This window comes from Streptomyces sp. NBC_01261, assembly GCF_036226385.1.
In the GTDB taxonomy this organism is placed as follows: domain Bacteria; phylum Actinomycetota; class Actinomycetes; order Streptomycetales; family Streptomycetaceae; genus Streptomyces.
Window position 1 is genome coordinate 4,499,637 of the sequence record NZ_CP108463.1, and the last position, 17,958, is coordinate 4,517,594.

At 69.6% G+C, this 17,958-nt stretch carries 16 protein-coding genes; 10 read left to right on the top strand and 6 right to left on the bottom strand.

The window, feature by feature from the left end; translation table 11 throughout:
- Positions 1-8: 8 nt before the first annotated feature.
- From fomD to OG226_RS19405, 3 genes are all read left to right on the top strand, one after another.
- Positions 9-701: a cytidylyl-2-hydroxypropylphosphonate hydrolase gene (fomD, locus tag OG226_RS19395; RefSeq protein WP_328679487.1), complete on the top strand. Its 693-nt coding sequence runs from the start codon at positions 9-11 to the stop codon at positions 699-701.
- Positions 702-1,197: 496 nt separating this feature from the next.
- Entirely contained in the window at positions 1,198-3,291 is a 2,094-nt protein-coding gene (locus tag OG226_RS19400; protein ID WP_328679488.1) for a SpoIIE family protein phosphatase, read from the top strand.
- Between the two features lie 97 nt (positions 3,292-3,388).
- Positions 3,389-4,846, top strand: coding sequence for a catalase (locus OG226_RS19405; protein ID WP_329349577.1), 1,458 nt, complete (start codon positions 3,389-3,391; stop codon positions 4,844-4,846).
- 77 nt (positions 4,847-4,923) lie between these two features.
- Here OG226_RS19405 and OG226_RS19410 read toward each other — a convergent pair whose 3' ends face one another.
- A complete protein-coding gene (locus OG226_RS19410) occupies positions 4,924-7,239 on the bottom strand; it encodes a transglycosylase domain-containing protein (protein ID WP_328679492.1) in 2,316 nt (771 codons plus the stop codon).
- 235 nt (positions 7,240-7,474) lie between these two features.
- Here OG226_RS19410 and OG226_RS19415 point away from each other — a divergent pair, with 235 nt between their 5' ends.
- The 5 genes from OG226_RS19415 to OG226_RS19435 all read left to right on the top strand — a co-directional run bounded on the left by OG226_RS19415 (position 7,475) and on the right by OG226_RS19435 (position 12,292).
- On the top strand, positions 7,475-8,401 hold the full coding sequence (locus OG226_RS19415; RefSeq protein WP_329349578.1) for an SPFH domain-containing protein: 927 nt from the start codon (positions 7,475-7,477) through the stop codon (positions 8,399-8,401).
- Entirely contained in the window at positions 8,398-8,637 is a 240-nt protein-coding gene (locus OG226_RS19420; protein WP_328679496.1) for a hypothetical protein, read from the top strand. The genes OG226_RS19415 and OG226_RS19420 overlap by 4 nt, the downstream gene beginning before the upstream one ends.
- Positions 8,638-8,742: 105 nt before the next feature.
- Positions 8,743-9,267: a PadR family transcriptional regulator gene (locus OG226_RS19425; protein ID WP_033286588.1), complete on the top strand. Its 525-nt coding sequence runs from the start codon at positions 8,743-8,745 to the stop codon at positions 9,265-9,267.
- Positions 9,264-9,956: an ABC transporter ATP-binding protein gene (locus OG226_RS19430; protein WP_327401591.1), complete on the top strand. Its 693-nt coding sequence runs from the start codon at positions 9,264-9,266 to the stop codon at positions 9,954-9,956. The genes OG226_RS19425 and OG226_RS19430 overlap by 4 nt, the downstream gene beginning before the upstream one ends.
- Entirely contained in the window at positions 9,953-12,292 is a 2,340-nt protein-coding gene (locus tag OG226_RS19435; RefSeq protein ID WP_329349579.1) for an ABC transporter permease, read from the top strand. The genes OG226_RS19430 and OG226_RS19435 overlap by 4 nt, the downstream gene beginning before the upstream one ends.
- Positions 12,293-12,335: 43 nt before the next feature.
- On the opposite strand, the gene OG226_RS19440 is transcribed toward OG226_RS19435, so the two are convergent.
- From OG226_RS19440 to OG226_RS19455, 4 genes are all read right to left on the bottom strand, one after another.
- On the bottom strand, positions 12,336-12,764 hold the full coding sequence (locus OG226_RS19440; protein WP_026150674.1) for a hypothetical protein: 429 nt from the start codon (positions 12,762-12,764) through the stop codon (positions 12,336-12,338).
- Between the two features lie 4 nt (positions 12,765-12,768).
- Positions 12,769-13,128, bottom strand: a complete 360-nt coding sequence (locus tag OG226_RS19445) for a roadblock/LC7 domain-containing protein (RefSeq protein WP_328686357.1) — start codon at positions 13,126-13,128, stop codon at positions 12,769-12,771.
- Positions 13,129-13,197: 69 nt separating this feature from the next.
- Positions 13,198-14,106 carry a MarR family transcriptional regulator gene (locus tag OG226_RS19450; RefSeq protein ID WP_329349580.1) on the bottom strand — a complete coding sequence of 303 codons (909 nt, stop codon included), beginning with the start codon at positions 14,104-14,106 and terminating at the stop codon, positions 13,198-13,200.
- 178 nt (positions 14,107-14,284) lie between these two features.
- Positions 14,285-15,259, bottom strand: coding sequence for a LysR substrate-binding domain-containing protein (locus tag OG226_RS19455; protein WP_329349581.1), 975 nt, complete (start codon positions 15,257-15,259; stop codon positions 14,285-14,287).
- A 129-nt stretch (positions 15,260-15,388) separates the two neighbouring features.
- Between OG226_RS19455 and OG226_RS19460 the strand changes: the two genes are divergently transcribed.
- Entirely contained in the window at positions 15,389-15,949 is a 561-nt protein-coding gene (locus OG226_RS19460) for a peroxiredoxin (RefSeq protein WP_329349582.1), read from the top strand.
- A gap of 6 nt (positions 15,950-15,955) precedes the next feature.
- Positions 15,956-16,492: an alkyl hydroperoxide reductase gene (locus OG226_RS19465; protein ID WP_328679514.1), complete on the top strand. Its 537-nt coding sequence runs from the start codon at positions 15,956-15,958 to the stop codon at positions 16,490-16,492.
- Positions 16,493-16,585: 93 nt separating this feature from the next.
- Here OG226_RS19465 and OG226_RS19470 read toward each other — a convergent pair whose 3' ends face one another.
- A complete protein-coding gene (locus OG226_RS19470) occupies positions 16,586-17,908 on the bottom strand; it encodes an AI-2E family transporter (RefSeq protein WP_329349583.1) in 1,323 nt (440 codons plus the stop codon).
- Positions 17,909-17,958 lie beyond the last annotated feature (50 nt).

Sequence of the window (17,958 nt, forward strand, 5' to 3'; positions counted from 1 at the left end):
ATCTCTTCATGACAGACGGTGGAGCGGTACGAGCGGTGGAAGCGGGTACGTCTACGGCCTTCTGGGCGCCCGGGGATCAGATCCTGTGGCGCTACCGGGAGAACGCCGGACCGCGCTTCCACATCGCCCGCCCCGTCACGGTCGTCCGGGACGACGAGGAGCTGCTCGCGGTCTGGATGGCGCCCGGCACCGAGTGCGTGCGGCCGGTGCTCGCGGACGGTACGTCGGTGCACGGGGAGCCGCTGGAGACCCGGTACACGAAGCCGCGTACGGTCCGGCGCGACCACTGGTTCGGCACCGGTGTGCTGAAGCTGGCGCGGCCCGGTGAGCCCTGGTCGGTGTGGCTCTTCTGGGAACCCGGATGGCGGTTCAAGAACTGGTACGTGAACCTTGAGGAACCACAGGTCCGTTGGGACGGCGGGGTCGACTCCGTGGATCACTTCCTGGACATCTCCGTCCACCCGGACCGCAGTTGGCACTGGCTCGACGAGGACGAGTTCGCGCAGGCCCAGCGGGACGGTCTGATGGATCCCCAACTCGCCGAGCGGGTCAGGGAAGCGGGCTGGTCGGCGATCGAGACGATCCGCGCGTGGGGGTCTCCGTTCGCGGACGGCTGGCAGCACTGGCGCCCGGATCCGTCCTGGGCTGTACCTTCACTTCCGGAGGACTGGGACCGCACCCCCGCGCACATGTCCACATGAGACCCTTGATGCGCCCCCGGTGCGCAACCGTAGGATCGTCCTCCGCAAGGGCACCGCGCAACTCCCGGGGCATGTACCGGGACTGACCAGACGTCACCGAGGGGCGGCAGGACGTGAGCGAGGGGTATCAGGGCGACAGCGGTTCGTGCCGCCGGTCCGCCGGTGGCACAGGAACAGCCTCCGACCACGCGGGAATTCCGTTCCTGGGGCACGTATTCCGGGTATCGGCATTTCAGCGGGACGATCCGCACGTGCGGCGCATGGCCCTGTCGTCACATTCCCGTCGTCCGCCCGAAGGGCGGGTCTCGCGGGGTCTGGTGCGTGCAGCTGCAAGGCGGAGGAGGGAGGCATGGCGCAGCCATGGCGACCGACGACAACGCGGCTGGGGGTCCCCCCACGCCTTTGGGCAGAGGGGGAGTGCGTGCCAGACCCCGCGAGGCAGGCGGGAATGTGACGACAGGGCCATGATGGTCCCGGACGGACGGATTCGACACGCGTGACGGAGCACCCCACCTCGTTCGAGCGCCCGAGCGGCGCGGACCCCGCAGACCCCCGCGGGGCGCTCCTGCACACCTCGACGCCGTCCAGGCCGTCCGGTGGAGCCGGCTTACCGGCACAGGCACGCACCGGCGAGCCGCCTTCGGCGCCGGGTACGAGCACGTCCCGCGCCAAGGGGAAGGACCCGGCAGGTACCCCTGTGAAGCCCGACACCGCAGGTGGCTCCGAGCACTCCCAGCCCTCGGCCGCCGAACCCGACGCCCACCGCCCGCGCCCCTCGCCCGACGGCATCCCGGCTCAGCCGGGCGTCGGGGAGGTCTCCGACGCCGCCGCCAAGGAGCGCCGTACGGGACAGGGGCTGCCGCCCGGCGGTCCCATGCCGATGCGGCGGGACGGGGACCGGCTGCGCTTCGTGGGCGCCGCGACCCGGCGGATCGCCCGCGGCATCGACCTCGACGAGATCGTCATGGGGCTGTGCCGGGCGACCGTGCCGACGTTCTCGGACGCGATCCTGGTCTATCTCCGCGACCCGCTCCCGGTGGGCGACGAGCGGCCCACGGGTCCCGTCGTGCTGCGCCTGCGCCGCACCGACCGCATCCCGGAGGAGCGGGACACGGAGAACGGCTTCATGCCCGCGATACAGCCGGAGCAGCCCTCCGAACTGTCGGCGGTCACCGCCGAGTTGTGCGAGGTACGGCCCGGCGGCGCGCTCAACGAGGTGCTGCGGGGCGTACGTCCGGTCTTCGCGGACTCGCCCGCCGCCCGTGCCGCACTGCCGGAACTCCTCGGCGAGGGGGGCGAGTTGATCGTCCCGGCCGGTCAGCGCGCGATCCTCGCGCCGCTGCGCGGCCGGCGCCGGGTGATCGGCGCCGCGCTCTTCCTGCGCCGCCCCGAGCGCATGGCGTTCGAGGCCGACGACCTCCTCGTCGCCGCCCAGCTCGCCACCCACAGCGCCCTCGGCATCGACAAGGCCGTGCTCTACGGCCGTGAGGCGTACATCGCCGACGAGCTCCAGCGCACCATGCTCCCCGAGACCCTCCCGCGCCCCACCGGCGTACGGCTGGCGTCCCGGTATCTGCCCGCCGCCGAGACGGCACGTGTCGGCGGCGACTGGTACGACGCGATCCCGCTGCCCGGCAGCCGGGTCGCCCTGGTCGTCGGCGACGTCATGGGCCACTCCATGACCTCGGCCGCGATCATGGGCCAACTCCGCACCACCGCACAGACCTTGGCGGGTCTCGACCTGCCCCCACAGGAGGTCCTGCACCACCTCGACGAACAGGCCCAGCGGCTGGGCACCGACCGCATGGCGACCTGCCTCTACGCGGTCTACGACCCGGTCTCGCACCGCATCACCATCGCCAACGCGGGGCATCCGCCGCCGGTGCTGCTGCACCTGGGCGGCCGGGCCGAGGTCCTGCGGGTGCCGCCCGGCGCCCCGATCGGCGTCGGCGGGGTCGACTTCGAGGCCGTGGAGCTGGACGCCCCCGCGGGAGCCACCCTCCTGCTCTACACGGACGGGCTGGTCGAGTCTCGGCTTCGGGACGTGTGGACCGGGATAGAGCAGCTGCGCGAGAAGCTCGCCGCGGTCGCGCAGCTCACCGGACCCGATCACCCGCCGCCCCTGGAAGCCCTGTGCGACGAGGTGCTCGACATGCTCGGCCCGGGTGACCGGGACGACGACATCGCGCTGCTCGCCGCCCGCTTCGACGGGATCGCGCCCAGCGACGTGGCGTACTGGTTCCTCGACCCGGAGGACTCGGCCCCCGGCCAGGCCCGCCGGCTGGCCCGGCGCGCGCTGGCCCGCTGGGGCATGGAGGACATGACCGACTCCGTCGAGCTGCTGGTCAGCGAGGTCGTGACCAACGCCGTGCGGTACGCCTCGCGCCCGGTCACTCTGCGTCTGCTGCGGACCGACGTGCTGCGCTGCGAGGTCGGGGACGACGTGCCCCAGCTGCCGCGGCTGCGGCAGGCGCGGGCCACGGACGAGGGCGGACGCGGGCTGTATCTGGTCAACAGACTGGCCCGTCGGTGGGGAGCCACGCGGCTGAGCACCGGGAAGGTGGTCTGGTTCGAACTGAACCGGAATTAGACATCGTCCAAAAGTTGCCGACATACCGGCGTCGGAGTTGACTGCTGGGGTACGCGAAGCGAAAGCGACCTACTTTCTTCCGAACAGGAGGACGCTCGTGACGCAGGCACCCCAGCACACTCCGTACACGACGAACAACGTCGGTATCCCGGTGGAGAGCGACGAACACTCGCTCACCGTCGGCCCCGACGGCCCGATCCTGCTCCAGGACCACTACCTCATCGAGAAGATGGCCCAGTTCAACCGGGAACGGGTCCCCGAGCGGGTGGTGCACGCCAAGGGCAGCGGAGCGTACGGCTTCTTCGAAGTCACCAACGACGTCAGCCAGTTCACCCGGGCCGACCTCTTCCAGCCGGGCAAACGCACCGAGATGCTGGCGCGGTTCTCCACCGTCGCCGGCGAGCAGGGCTCGCCCGACACCTGGCGGGACCCCCGTGGCTTCGCGCTCAAGTTCTATACAGAGCACGGCAATTACGACATGGTGGGCAACAACACCCCGGTCTTCTTCGTCCGTGACACGATCAAGTTCCAGGACTTCATCCGCTCGCAGAAGCGCCACCCGGCGACCGGGCTGCGCAGCAACGACATGCAGTGGGACTTCTGGACCCTCTCCCCCGAGTCGGCACACCAGGTGACCTGGCTGATGGGCGACCGGGGCATCCCGAAGACGTACCGCCACATGAACGGCTACAGCTCCCACACCTACATGTGGATCAACGGCGCCGGTGAGCGGTTCTGGGTGAAGTACCACTTCAAGACCGACCAGGGCGTCGAGTACCTCACGCAGGCCGAGGCCGACGAGCTGGCGGGGTCGGACGGCGACAAGCACCGCCGTGACCTGCACGAGTCGATCGAGTCCGGGAACGCGCCGAGCTGGAGCCTCAAGGTCCAGATCATGCCGTTCGAGGACGCGGCGGACTACCGCTTCAACCCCTTCGACCTGACGAAGGTCTGGCCGCACGGGGACTACCCGCTGATCGACGTCGGCCGCATGACCCTGAACCGGAACCCGGACGACTACTTCGTCCACATCGAGCAGGCCGCCTTCGAGCCCTCGAACCTGGTCCCGGGCATCGGCCCCTCCCCGGACAAGATGCTGCTGGGCCGGCTGTTCTCGTACCCGGACACCCACCGGTACCGGATCGGCCCCAACTACGCCCAGCTGCCGCCCAATCGGCCGCACTCCCCGGTCAACTCGTACGCCAAGGACGGCCCGATGCGGTACGAGGCGTCCAACGCGGCGCGGCCGTACGCACCGAACTCCTACGGCGGCCCCGCGGCCGACTACGGGCAGTTCGGTGACCCGGCGAGCTGGCAGACCGCGGGTGAACTCGTGCGCGAGGCAACGAAGTCGCACAGTGAGGACGACGACTGGGGCCAGGCGGGCACGATGGTCCGCGAGGTCCTCGACGACGCGGCCCGCGACCGCCTCGTCGCGAACATCACCGGCCACCTGAAGGCCGACGTCTCCCGCTCGGTCCTCGACCGCGCCCTGCAGTACTGGCACAACGTCGACAAGCAACTCGGCGATCGGATCGCCGCGAACTTCGCCTAGCGGCAGGCGAGTTCACCCAGCGGTACGCGAGAGGGCGCCCGGCGAAGTGCCGGGCGCCCTCTCTCCGTGCGACCTGACTACTGGTCGAGCTGGTCGAACGGGTTGTCCGTGTTGTCGCCGGTCGGTGTCGTCGGCGGACTGATCGTCGGGGTCGGGGTGGGTGTCGGGGTCGGCGTCGGAGTCGGGGTCGGAGTGGGTGACTCCGTCGTCGGGGTCGGCGACGGCGACTTGGTCGTCGGGGTCGGGGACGGCGTCGCCGACGGGGTCGGGGTCGCGGTCGGCGTGAAGTCCGGCTCGACCGCCGCGCCCTGGTCGGTGTCCAGGTCGAACTTGCCGTTCGCCTTGGTCACTCCGAACATGTACGTCGCCCAGATCTGCGCCGGGTAACCGCCACCGTTGATACGGCCGGCGCCCGCGGTGATCAGACCGGTCGCACCGGTCAGCGGGACCTGGGAGTGGGTCTTGGCGTCCTCACCGAACAGACCCACCGAGGTGACCAGGTCGGGCGTGTAGCCGGTGAACCAGGCCGACTTGTTGTTGTCGGAGGTCCCCGTCTTGCCCGCGACCTGCTGCCCGTCACGCTTGCTGTTCTCGGCCACCGACACCTTCGCCGTACCGTCGTCGACCACACCGGTCAGCACCGAGGACACCGTGTCGGCGGCCTCGCGCGGGACGACCTGGGCGCCGATCGGGTTCGGCATGGTGACCGTGCGCGTGTTGTGCGCGACCGACTTGATGATCGCCGGGGTGACCTTCTTGCCGTGGTTGTCGAAGGTCGCGTAGACGCCGGCCATCTCCATCGGGCTCGCGCCCATGGTGCCGAGGGTCTGCGCCGGTACGGCCTTCAAGTCGCCGGTGTCCATGCCCAGTTCGCCCGCGGTCTTCAGGACCTTGTCCATGCCGACGTCGACACCGAGCTGCGCGAAGACGGAGTTGATCGACTTGTTCATCGCCGTCTGGACGGTGACCTTGCCGTAGTCCTGGTCGTCCTCGTTCTCCGGCGCGAACCCGATGTCGCTGCCCACGACCGGGCGCTTGCTGGTGCCGTCGTAGAGCGTGTTGGTGGTGATCGTCTTGCCCGACTGCGTCTTGGCCTCGTCGGCCAGGGCCGCGGCCAGGATCACCGGCTTGAAGGTGGAGGCGGGCTGGTAGTCGCTGCGGGTCGCGTTGTTCGTGAAGTGCTTCAGATAGTCCGCGCCGCCGTACATCGCCACGACCGCGCCCGTCTTCGGGTTCACCGACACCGCGCCGGGCTGGACGTTGCCGTCGACCTTGCGCTTCTTGGCGTCGAGCTTGCCGGTCAGCTGGGACTTGACCGACTTCTCCAGCTGGGCCTGCTTCTTCTTGTCGATGTTGAGCGTGATCGTCCAGCCGCCCGCGCTGACCAGCGTCTCGGCGTCCTTGGTGTTGGCGGCCTGCCCCGAGGCGATCAGCTGCTTCTCCAGAGCCTCGTTGGCGGCGGTCACCATGTAACCGGTCTGGCCCGCCATGCCGGCCTCGGCCTTGGGCGCCTTGGGGACCGGGAACTTCATGGCCTCGCGCTCGGTGGAGCTCAGCCAGTCCTGCCCGACCATGTTGTCGAGGACGTAGTTCCAGCGCGCCTGCACCAGCTTCTTGCCGGTGTCGGTCGCGATCGCCCAGTCGTACTGGTTCGGAGCCTGGAGCAGTGCGGCGAGATAGGCGCCCTGCTGGACGTCGAGGTCCTTGGCGTCGACCCGGTAGTAGGCCTGGGCCGCGGCCTGGATGCCGTAGGCGCCGCGGCCGTAGTAACTGGTGTTGATGTATCCGGCGAGGATGTAGTCCTTGGACTTCTCGCGGTCCAGCTTCAGCGAGATGACCATTTCCTTCAGCTTGCGCGTGACGGTCTGGTCCTGGGTCAGGTAGTAGTTCTTGACGTACTGCTGGGTGATCGTCGAACCGCCCTGCGCGCCCTTGCCGGACAGCGTGTTGAGCAGGCCGCGGGCGGTGCCCTTGAGGTCGACGCCGGCGTCCTGGTAGAACGTCTTGTTCTCGGCGGCGACGAACGTCCGCTGGACGCCCTTCGGGACCTGCGAGAGGTCGACGTTCTCGCGGTTCACATCGCCCTTGCGGGTCAGGATCGAGCCGTCGCTGTACTTGTAGACGTTGCTCTGCAGCTTCGCGTCGGCGTTGCCCGCGGGAATGCTGATCATCATGTAGAGCACGATGAACGCGCCGATGCCGAGCAGGCAGAAGCCGAGGAACGTGCCGAGGATCTTCTTCCAGGTGAAGAGCCTGCGTATGAAGCTCTTGCCGTCCTTGGCGCCCGAGCCCTCTTTCGCGCCCGTGCCGTCCGCCCCCGACGAGCGGCGGGTCTTGGGCGCCGCGCGGTGGCCACCGCGTTGGCGCGCTCGTCTCTCTTCCGCTCGTCCCATGAGTCCGTTTCGCTCCGCTTCGCTCTCTTGTGCTCTGGTGTCACACAGGTTCGCCCGTCAAGTCAGCTCAGAAAGCTAACACCAGGAGTTGTGACAAAGGACTGTCGATCCGGTCCATTCCGGACGTGACAATCAGCACCCGTCCCTATGGAACCGACGTACGAGAGGGGTTGAGGGTTGCCACGGACGGGCAATCTGATATCAGATTGCTAGAACCAAGCTATGGGGGAGCATCATGACCACCGAAGTACCCGCAGACGTGCCCGACATGCCTGCGCCGCGCGTGCGGGAGTTCACCGCGCACTCCATCGGCGGCGGACTCGCGCTGACTCTCGGGCTGGCCGGAGTGCTGGTCTCCGTCGGTCTGATCATCACCGCCACCGCGGTCGACGGGGCCGGCGGCAAGGCCGCGCTGATCATCGGCGGCATCCTTCTCTTCCTCGCCTCCGTGACCGCGATGAGCGGGCTGAACACGGTGGCGCCGGGAGAGGCACGGGTCGTGCAGCTCTTCGGGCGGTACCAGGGGACGATCCGGCGGGACGGGCTGCGCTGGGTGAACCCGTTCACCTCGCGCACGAAGATCTCGACCCGCGTCCGCAACCACGAGACCGCGGCCCTCAAGGTCAACGACGCCTACGGCAACCCGATCGAGCTCGCCGCGGTCGTGGTCTGGAAGGTCCGCGACACCGCGCAGGCCACGTTCGAGGTCGACGACTACACCGAGTTCGTCGCCACCCAGACCGAGACGGCCGTACGGCACATCGCCATCGAGTATCCCTACGACGCCCACGACGAGGGCGGGCTCTCGCTGCGCGGGAACGCCGAGGAGATCACCGAGAAGCTCGCCGTCGAACTGAGCGCCCGGGTCGAGGCGGCCGGCGTCCAGATCATCGAGTCCCGCTTCACTCATCTCGCGTACGCGCCCGAGATCGCCTCGGCGATGCTCCAGCGGCAGCAGGCCGGGGCGGTCGTCGCGGCCCGGCGGCAGATCGTCGACGGCGCGGTGGGCATGGTCGAGGCGGCACTGGCCCGGATCACCGAGCAGGACATCGTGGAGCTGGACAACGAACGGAAGGCGGCGATGGTCTCCAACCTCCTGGTGGTGCTCTGCGGGGACCGGGCGCCGCAGCCCGTACTGAACACGGGCACCCTGTACCAGTGACCGAACCCTCCGAGGCCTCCGAGGCGAAGCGCAGGCCGCAGCAGCGCAAGCAGGTGCTGCTGCGGCTGGACCCCTCCGTGTACGACGCGATCGCCCGGTGGGCCGGGGACGAACTCCGGTCCGCGAACGCGCAGATCGAGTTCCTGCTGCGCAGGGCGTTGGCGGAGGCGGGTCGGCTGCCCGGCGAGGCCGGCCCCATCCCCCGTCGCGGTCGGCCACCCGCGCCACCTCAATGACAGAACCGTGACAATCGGCTCCCACCTGCACGGCGGTACCCCCCGCCATGATCTACACACCGTGCGTATACACACCGGGTATACCCCGTGTGTAGAGTGCTCCGCATGTCCATCGGTCACACCCTTCTGGGGCTCCTGGAGTCCGGCCCGCGTCACGGTTACGACCTGAAGCGGGCCTTCGACGAGAAGTTCGGTCACGACCGGCCACTGCACTACGGCCAGGTCTATTCCACGATGTCCCGCCTGCTGAAGAACGGTCTCGTCGAGGTCGACGGGATAGAGGCGGGCGGCGGTCCCGAGCGCAAGCGGTACGCGATCACCGACGCCGGGATCACCGACGTACAGAAGTGGCTCGCCACGCCGGAGAAGCCCGAGCCGTATCTGCAGTCGGCCCTCTACACCAAGGTCGTCCTCGCGCTGCTGACCCACCGGAACGCGGCCGAGATCCTCGACGTGCAGCGCTCCGAGCATCTGCGCAGCATGCGGATCCTGACCGACCGCAAGCGCAAGGGCGATCTCGCGGACCAGCTGATCTGCGACCACGCCCTCTTCCATCTGGAGGCCGACCTGCGGTGGCTGGAGCTCACCGCCGCGCGCCTCGACAAACTCGCCGAGGTGGTGGCCAAGTGACGACACATCCCGCCGGTTCCCTGCTCGCGGCCCAGGAGCTGCGCAAGGCCTACGGGCCGACGACCGCGCTGGACGGCGCGGAGTTCTCCATCCATCCCGGCGAGGTCGTCGCCGTGATGGGGCCCTCCGGGTCGGGGAAGTCGACGCTGCTGCACTGTCTCGCCGGGATCGTGCCGCCCGACTCGGGCTCGATCACGTACAACGGGCAGGAGATGGCGACCATGAGCGACGCCCAGCGCAGTGCGCTGCGCCGCTCGGAGTTCGGGTTCGTGTTCCAGTTCGGCCAGTTGGTGCCGGAGCTGACCTGCGTCGAGAACGTGGCCCTGCCGCTGCGGCTGAACGGCACGCACCGCAAGGAGGCCGAGCGCGCCGCGCTGAGCTGGATGGAGCGGCTTGAGGTCGATGACCTCGCCAAGAAGCGGCCCGGTGAGGTCTCCGGCGGACAGGGGCAGCGCGTCGCCGTCGCCCGCTCGCTGGTCACCAGCCCGCGGGTGCTGTTCGCCGACGAGCCGACCGGCGCGCTCGACTCGCTCAACGGCGAGCGCGTGATGGAGCTGCTCACCGAGGCGGCCCGGTCCACGAACGCGGCCGTCGTGCTGGTCACGCACGAGGCGCGGGTGGCCGCGTACTCGGACCGCGAGATCGTCGTACGGGACGGCAAGTCCAGGGACATGGAGCGCGTCGTATGAACGTGCGTCAGTGGTCGGCCGATCTGGCCATGGGGGTGCGGTTCGCCTTCGGCGGCGGGCGTGAGGGCTGGGTGCGGGCCGTACTGACGGCCGTCGGCGTCGGGCTCGGGGTGGCGCTGCTGCTGCTCACCACCGCACTGCCGAACGCGCTGTCCGAGCGGGACGCGCGCGGCAACGCCCGGATGGACTTCACGTACAGCGGGAAGCTGCTGCCGAAGGCGGACAACACCGTCGTCGTCGCGGACACGGACACCACGTTCCGCACCAAGGACGTCCGCGGCCGGCTGCTGGAGCCCGAGGGCACCAAGGCGCCGTTGCCGCCGGGGGTCGCGACGTTCCCCGCGGTGGGCGACATGGTCGTCTCCCCCGCGCTGGACAAGCTGCTGAAGTCGGACTCCGGGAAGCTGCTGCGCGAGCGGCTGCCCTACCGGATCACCGGCACCATCGCGGACCGGGGACTCGTCGGGCCCGCCGAACTCGCCTACTACGCGGGCGGGAAGGCACTGGAAGGGCGTCAGTCCGGGGGCAGCGTCGAGCGCATCAACTACTACGGGCCCTCCCCGGGCAACCAGCCCGACGAGCTGGACCCGGTGCTGCTCCTGCTGATCCTGATCGTGTTCATCGTGCTGCTGCTGCCGGTCGCGGTGTTCATCGCGGCGGCCGTGCGCTTCGGCGGCGAACGCCGGGACCGGCGGCTCGCGGCCCTGCGGCTGGTCGGCGCGGACGGGCGGATGGCACGCCGGATCGCGGGCGGCGAGGCGCTCGCGGGGGCGCTCCTCGGGCTCGTCTTCGGCACCGGATTCTTCCTGGTCGGGCGGCAGTTGGCGTCCCTCATAGACGTGCGGGACATCAGCCTGTACCCCAGCGACCTCAACCCGTCGCCCGCGCTCGCCCTGCTCGTCGCCGTCGCCGTACCGGCCGCGGCCGTGCTGGTGACGCTCTTCGCGCTGCGCGGGGTCGTCATCGAGCCGCTCGGTGTGGTCCGCAAGGCGAAGCCGCCGCGCCGCCGGCTGTGGTGGCGGCTGCTGCTGCCGCTGGCCGGTCTCGCGATGCTCTACCCGATGACCGGCAAGGGCGACTCCAACGGCAACTTCAACCAGTGGCTGGTGATCGGCGGCACGGTCCTGCTGCTCGTCGGCGTCACCGCCCTGCTGCCCTGGGTCGTCGAGGCCACCGTGGCGCGGCTGAACTCCGGCTCGGTGTCCTGGCAACTCGCCGTCCGCAGGCTCCAGTTGAGCAGTGGTACGGCCGCCCGGATGGTCAACGGCATCGCGGTCGCGGTGGCCGGGGCGATCGCCCTGCAGATGCTGTTCTCCGGGGTCCAGGGCAACTACACCAAGCCGACCGGCAACGACCTGCACCGGGCCCAGATGGAGGTCTCCGTCGCCAGCGGCACCTCGCTGGCCGAGGCCGACCGGAACATCGCGGCGACCAAAGGCGTGAGCGGTACGTCGGCCATCTCGCAGGGCACGGTCGGCGACCGGGCGAAGAACCCGAACGACGAGCTGGGAGTGTCCGTCGGCAGCTGCGCCCAACTGCGTGAGGTGGCCGACCTGACGGCCTGCCGCGACGGTGACATCTTCCGGATCACCAGCACCGACAGCGGGACCGTCGCCATGACGAAGCGGCTGTCCAGGGCCGGCGGAACGGTCTACTTCGACCCGTCGTACGACCAGACCTCGGCCACCCCGGCCGCCTGGAAGGTACCGGCCGGGATGAAGACGGCGACCCCGCGCAAGGACCCGACCGGCTACGCCCGGGACGGGCTGCTGATCACCTCGGGCGCGCTGCCCGCGAACGCGGTGAAGGGCCTGGACCAGCGGGTGTTCGTCACGCTCGACCTGGCGGTGCCGGACGCGACCGACCACGTACGGAACACGGCCGCGAGGATGGACCCGCTGGCGGACGTGTTCACGCTGGCGCTCAACACGGAGTCGCCGCAGTTCCGTTCGATCCGTACCGGGCTGTTCATCGGGGCCGGCTGTGTGCTGCTCCTCATCGGGGCGAGTCTGCTGGTGTCGCAGCTGGAGCAGTTGCGGGAGCGCAGGAAGCTGCTGTCGGCGCTGGTCGCCTTCGGCACCCGGCGGCGCACGCTGAGCCTGTCGGTGCTGTGGCAGACGGCGATCCCGATCGGCCTCGGCCTGGTGCTGGCCACGGTGGTGGGGCTGACCCTGGGCGCGGTGCTGCTGAAGATGAGCGCCACGGCGATCCGGATCGACTGGTCCAGCGTGCTGGCCATGACCGGCATCGGCGCGGCGGTGGTCCTGGGGGTGACCCTGCTGAGCCTGCCGCCGCTGCTGCGGATGATGCGGCCGGACGGGCTGCGCACGGAGTAGGGCCTGCCCCCGGCCCGTCCGCGACCCGTCCGCCCGCCCGGTGTCAGAGTCCGTACTCCCGCACCACGCGCCGGACCTGGGCGAACAGCATGCCCACGTTGACGGACTTGCGGCAGACGACCACGGCGACGACGTCCTGTTGCTCGGTCATCCGCACGAACAAATGGGTGAGGTTCTCGCTGTTGACGAGGATCTCCTGGAAGTAGTGGTGGTCACTGGTGATCCCGCGACGCTCTTTGAAGACGTCCTCGATCATCGCGACCGTCCGGCCCTGGAACAGGTCGAGGGTCGCACCCGCCAGCAGGTCGAGGACCTCTGGCGGGTGGTTGTCGATGGTCTCGTACGACAGCAGCATGCCGGTGGACATGTCGACCACACCCGAGGCCACGCAGTCGGGGGCATCGGTACGGAGGGTTTTGACCAGGCCCATCACCTGGTCGGAGAATCCTGGAGTCATACGTTTTGTCGCCATCCCTTCACACTCCTTCTGACGCCTTCTCCGTGAGGATCGACTCGATCCGGTCGAGCGTCGGCCGGGCCGCGAGGTGCAGCCGGTCGATGTCCATCCCCTCGTCGCCGAGCACCACCATCAGGGCGGTGTCGCCGACGGCGTAGGTCGCGGCGCAGCCGTGACTGCCGTACGTCACCGTCTGGCGCAGCGTGCCGCGGCCGGTGGCCTCGGCGGTGCGCCGGGCCAGACCCAGGCCGGCCGCGGCCAGCGCGGCGAGGCCCTCCGGGTCGATCGTGTCGGCGGTGTCGGCCGCGATGAGCAGTCCGTCGGCCGCCGTGAGCGCGGTGTCGGTGATACCGGTCACCTTTTCCCGCAGTTCGCGCATTTCCAAAGTCAGGGCTTTGTGATCCACTTACTCAACTCCCCTAAAACTGATCGCTTGTGTCCATCGGGGTCATTTCCAGGTTCCGTTCCGCAGGCGGAAGAACCCTTTCCAGCCCGCCCCGCTCTTTTCGGGGACGAGAGTCTCGGTGATACCGCTGGCACCCGGATTGCGCCGGGGCAGCTCGGTGGACGCGGTGAACTGCGGTGGCGCGGGCGCCGGTTGCTCACGACGGCGTACGACGGGTGCCTCGGCCGGCACCCGGACCGCGATCGGCACGGGGGTGTCCGCACACTCCAGCAGCCCCTCGGCGAGCATCCGCGCGACCTCGGCGGTGACCGGGTAGACCCCGCGCCCGGCACGGAAGGCGAGATCGCGCGCGGTACGGCGGCCGTCGACATGGGCGAGCAACTCCCGTTGCAGCAGCCCGAGTCCGGCCTCGTCGACGCCGTACGCCGGGGGCCGCGGGCGTTCCCGGTCGGGCCGTACGGGATACGGCAGCGCGGCGATCGCGGCGGCCTTCCGGGCCGCGTCCTGGAGCAGCCGGGACGAGGGCTCGCCGAGCGTGACAGGGGCGAACGGCCGCTCGTCCGGGGCGAGTTCGCAGTCGTCGATGTCTCCGGCGACGACCGCGAAGGCCGCGTCGTGGAGGGCCAGCACGCACACGATCCGCAACTCGGCGGCGCCCGCGTACCCGTGGGCGACCAGCCCGTCCAGCGGCCAGCGCGTGCCGCCCGACTCCCGTACCAGATCGGCCCATTGCTCGCCGCCGACCCGGCCGGAGCGCAGCAGCAGCGCCTCGGGCCCCGGAGCGCCGGGGCTCTCCACGGCGACGACGAGTCCGCCGCGCAGATGGAAGGTGCCGCCGGGTCTGCCGGACACCCGCAGTCCCCCGGTGAACTCCTCGCGCCCACAGGTCGCGAGAGCCCGCGCGAGCAGGTCGTGACCGACCCGGCCGAGGGAATCCCGAATGCCCGACATCACTCCCCTAGGCTTTTCGTACACGTAACTGACGTGTAGCGCTGAGGGGTGAAGGTGTATCAGTCCGCGCGCATATTCCGGACGGGTTTCTCGCTACCTGCCCGCGGGTGACGGAAGTTGAGAATTACCGCCGTGCGATTTCCTTTGTCCGACGCCCATTTGACCGAACGGGGGCAGGTCAGTTGCCGGTCGGCGCGGGCCGGTCGCCGCCCAACACCCGTACCGGCAACGGCCGTAGCGCCTCGCGGAGGGCGGCGGCCAGTTCCTGGTACTCGGCGCGGCGGGCCGCACCGGTGCGCATCGCGAGGGCGATCCGGCGGGTCGGGGCGGGCTCGGTGAAGTAGCCGGTGAGGAGTTGGTCGCTGCGGGTCGCCTCGACGCGCACGGCGGTACGCGGCAGCAGCGTGACCCCGAGCCCGCCGGCGACCAGCTGCACCAGCGTGGACAGTCCGGCGGCGGTCGTGGTGACGGGGGCGTCCCCCCGCCCCGCCTCCCGGCAGATGTCGAGCGCCTGGTCGCGCAGACAGTGCCCCTCGTCGAGCAGCAGCAGGTTCAGCTCACGGAGCGCCTCGCGCGGGATCCCGGACCGGCCGCCGAGCGGATGACCGAGCGGGGTGACGAGCACGAAGTCCTCGTCGAACAGCGGGAGTTCGACCACACCGGGCACACCGAGGGGCACGGCGAGCAGCAGCAGGTCGAGGCGTCCGGTGGTCAGCCCTTCCAACAGGTTCGCGGTCTGCTCCTCGTGCACCTGGAGATCGAGGTCCGGGTACCGGTCGTGCACCAGCCGCAGCACGGTCGGCAGCAGATACGGCGCGACGGTCGGGATGACCCCGAGCCGCAGCGCCCCGGTGAACGGCGCCCGCACCGCCTCCGCCTCCTCCAGCAGCGCCACGACCGCCTCCAGCACCGCCCTCGCCCGTACGGCGAGCCGCTCGCCGGCGGGCGACAGGAGGACCTTGCGGGTGGTGCGCTCCAGAAGGGTGACGCCGAGGGTCTCCTCCAGCGCGGCGACGGCACCGGAGAGGGCGGGCTGGCTCATGCCGATCGCGGCCGCGGCGTCCCGGAAATGGAGGTGCTCGGCGACCGCGGAGAAGGCGCGCAGCTGCGCGAGGCTGGGCTGGCGCCTCTTACTCGTATTACTAACGGTCACTGATAACCGCCTCCGATCAACACGACCCAGTGTAGCTATTTCCACAATCAATGCACGTTGTGCCAGGATCAGGGCCGACCAAACCACGAGAAGCACCCATTCCGCTTGGGTGTTTCTCCGCTGCAAGGAGTGCGTGCGCTCACTGTCGGTGACAAGTTCCCGTCGTTCGATCTGACCGCCTGTGTCTCGCTGGAGAAGGGCCAGGAGTTCCGGCAGATCGACCACAAGACCTACGAGGGCAAGTGGAAGATCGTCTTCGCGTGGCCCAAGGACTTCACCTTCGTGTGCCCCACCGAGATCGCCGCCTTCGGCAGGCTGAACGACGAGTTCGCCGACCGTGACGCCCAGGTGCTCGGCTTCTCCGGCGACTCCGAGTTCGTCCACCACGCCTGGCGCAAGGACCACGACGACCTGCGCGACCTGCCGTTCCCGATGCTGGCCGACTCCCGGCACGAGCTGATGCGCGACCTCGGCATCGAGGGCGAGGACGGCTTCGCCAAGCGCGCGGTGTTCATCGTGGACCAGAACAACGAGATCCAGTTCTCCATGGTGACCGCGGGCTCGGTCGGCCGTAACCCGAAGGAGGTCCTCCGGGTCCTCGACGCGCTCCAGACGGACGAGCTCTGCCCGTGCAACTGGACCAAGGGTGACGACACGCTCGACGCGGGCGCACTGCTGGCCGGGAAGTGACCTGAGATGTCACTGGACACCCTGAAGTCCGCCATACCGGACTACGCCAAGGACCTGAAGCTCAACCTCGGTTCGGTCATCGGCAACTCCGACCTGCCGGCGCAACAGCTGTGGGGCACGGTCCTCGCCACGGCGATCGCCTCCCGATCCCCCCTCGTACTCCGGGAGTTGGCGCCCGAGGCGCAGGCCAACCTGTCGCCCGAGGCGTACACGGCCGCCAAGTCCGCCGCCGCGATCATGGCGATGAACAACGTCTTCTACCGGACGCGTCATCTCCTGTCCGACCACGAGTACGGCACGCTGCGCGCGGGGCTGCGGATGAACGTCATCGGCAACCCCGGGGTCGACAAGGTCGACTTCGAGTTGTGGTCGTTCGCCGTGTCCGCGATCAACGGGTGCGGGATGTGTCTCGACTCGCACGAACAGGTGTTGCGCAAGGCGGGTGTTGAGCGCGAGGTGATCCAGGAGGCGTTCAAGATCGCGTCCGTGGTTCAGGCGGTGGGGGTCACACTGGAGGCGGAAGCGGTTCTTGCCGCCGTGTGAGTTCGGCCGACCGTCCGTCTCGCCGGCCCCAGTTTCCCACTCACCCACCCGTTCACTGCCGGTGAACGGGTGGGTGAGTGGGAAGTCGTGCTTCTACGGCGCCTGGTCCGACGGCTCGGAATCGGTCGGCGTCGCCGACACCGCCGTCGCCCCCCGCGGCTTCGGGGACAGATTCGACGCCGGTTCCTGGGAGTACGACTTCAGGTAGCTCACGACCGTGTTCAGCACCGCCACCAGCGGCACCGCCACGACCGCGCCACCGATACCCGCGATCATCCCGCCCGCGGCGACCGAGAGGACCACCGCGAGGGGGTGCACCCGGACCGCGCGGCCCAGGATGAAGGGCTGGAGGATGTGGCCCTCGATCTGCTGGACCGCGAGGACCACCGCCAGGGTCATCAGGGCCGTGAACACGCCCTGGGTGACCAGCGCGACGACGACCGCCAGCGCGCCGGAGGCCACCGCGCCGACCAGCGGGATGAACGAGAACAGGAAGATGAAGACGGCCAGCGGTACGGCCATCGGCACGCCGAGGAAGTAGATGCCGACGCCGATGCAGACCGCGTCGATGAAGGCCACTATCACCGTGCCGCGGACGTAGGCCGTCAGCGTGCGCCACGCGCGAGGACCCGCGCCCGCCATCGCCGGCCGCGCCGCCGCGGGCACCAGCTTCAGCGACCACTGCCAGATGCGCGGGCCGTCGTAGAGGAGGAAGAGGGTCGAGAAGACCGTCAGGAGGATGCCGGTCAGCGCCTCGACGATGACCTGGACGCCCTCCAGGCCCGCCGAGGTGATCTGGTCGGTGTTGGCGCCGATGGCCTCGCGGAGGTTCTTCGCGATCTGGTTGATCTGCTTCTCGGTGACGTGGAACGGGCCCTTGAGCAGCCAGTTGCGCAGGTCGTCGACGCCGTTCTGGACCTGGTCGGAGAGGTTGTCGATGTTCGCCATGACCTGCCAGGTCACGAACCAGCCGATCAGCCCCATCACGACGAAGCCGAGGATCGCGGTGAGGGCGGTGGCGACGCCGCGCGGAAGGCCGTAGCCGATCAGGCGGGTCACCGTCGGCTGGAGCAGTGCCGTGATCAGGAGGGCGGCGACGAAGGCCAGGACCACCAGTTGGACGGCGCTGATGACGCGCATCAGGACCCAGACCGTGCCGGCCAGGATCAGCAGCCGCCAGCCGGCCTCCGCGGCGACCCGCACCCCCCAGGGCACGGCGAGCGCCGGCTCGGGGCGGTCACGGGCGATGACCACGGGTACCGGTACGGGCTGCGGGGGTCGGAGGTCGTCGGCGGGCGGTTCGGGCGCGGCCTCGGCGTGTTCCTTGGCCACCTCGGTGCGGCGCTCGTCCAACCGCTCCCCCATCTCGCTCAGTCCGGCGCCGACCTTGCCGAGCCATCCTGGTACACGCGACATGATTTGTCCTCTTCCCCCGTCCTGCCCCACTACTCCCCCCTGGAGTCGCT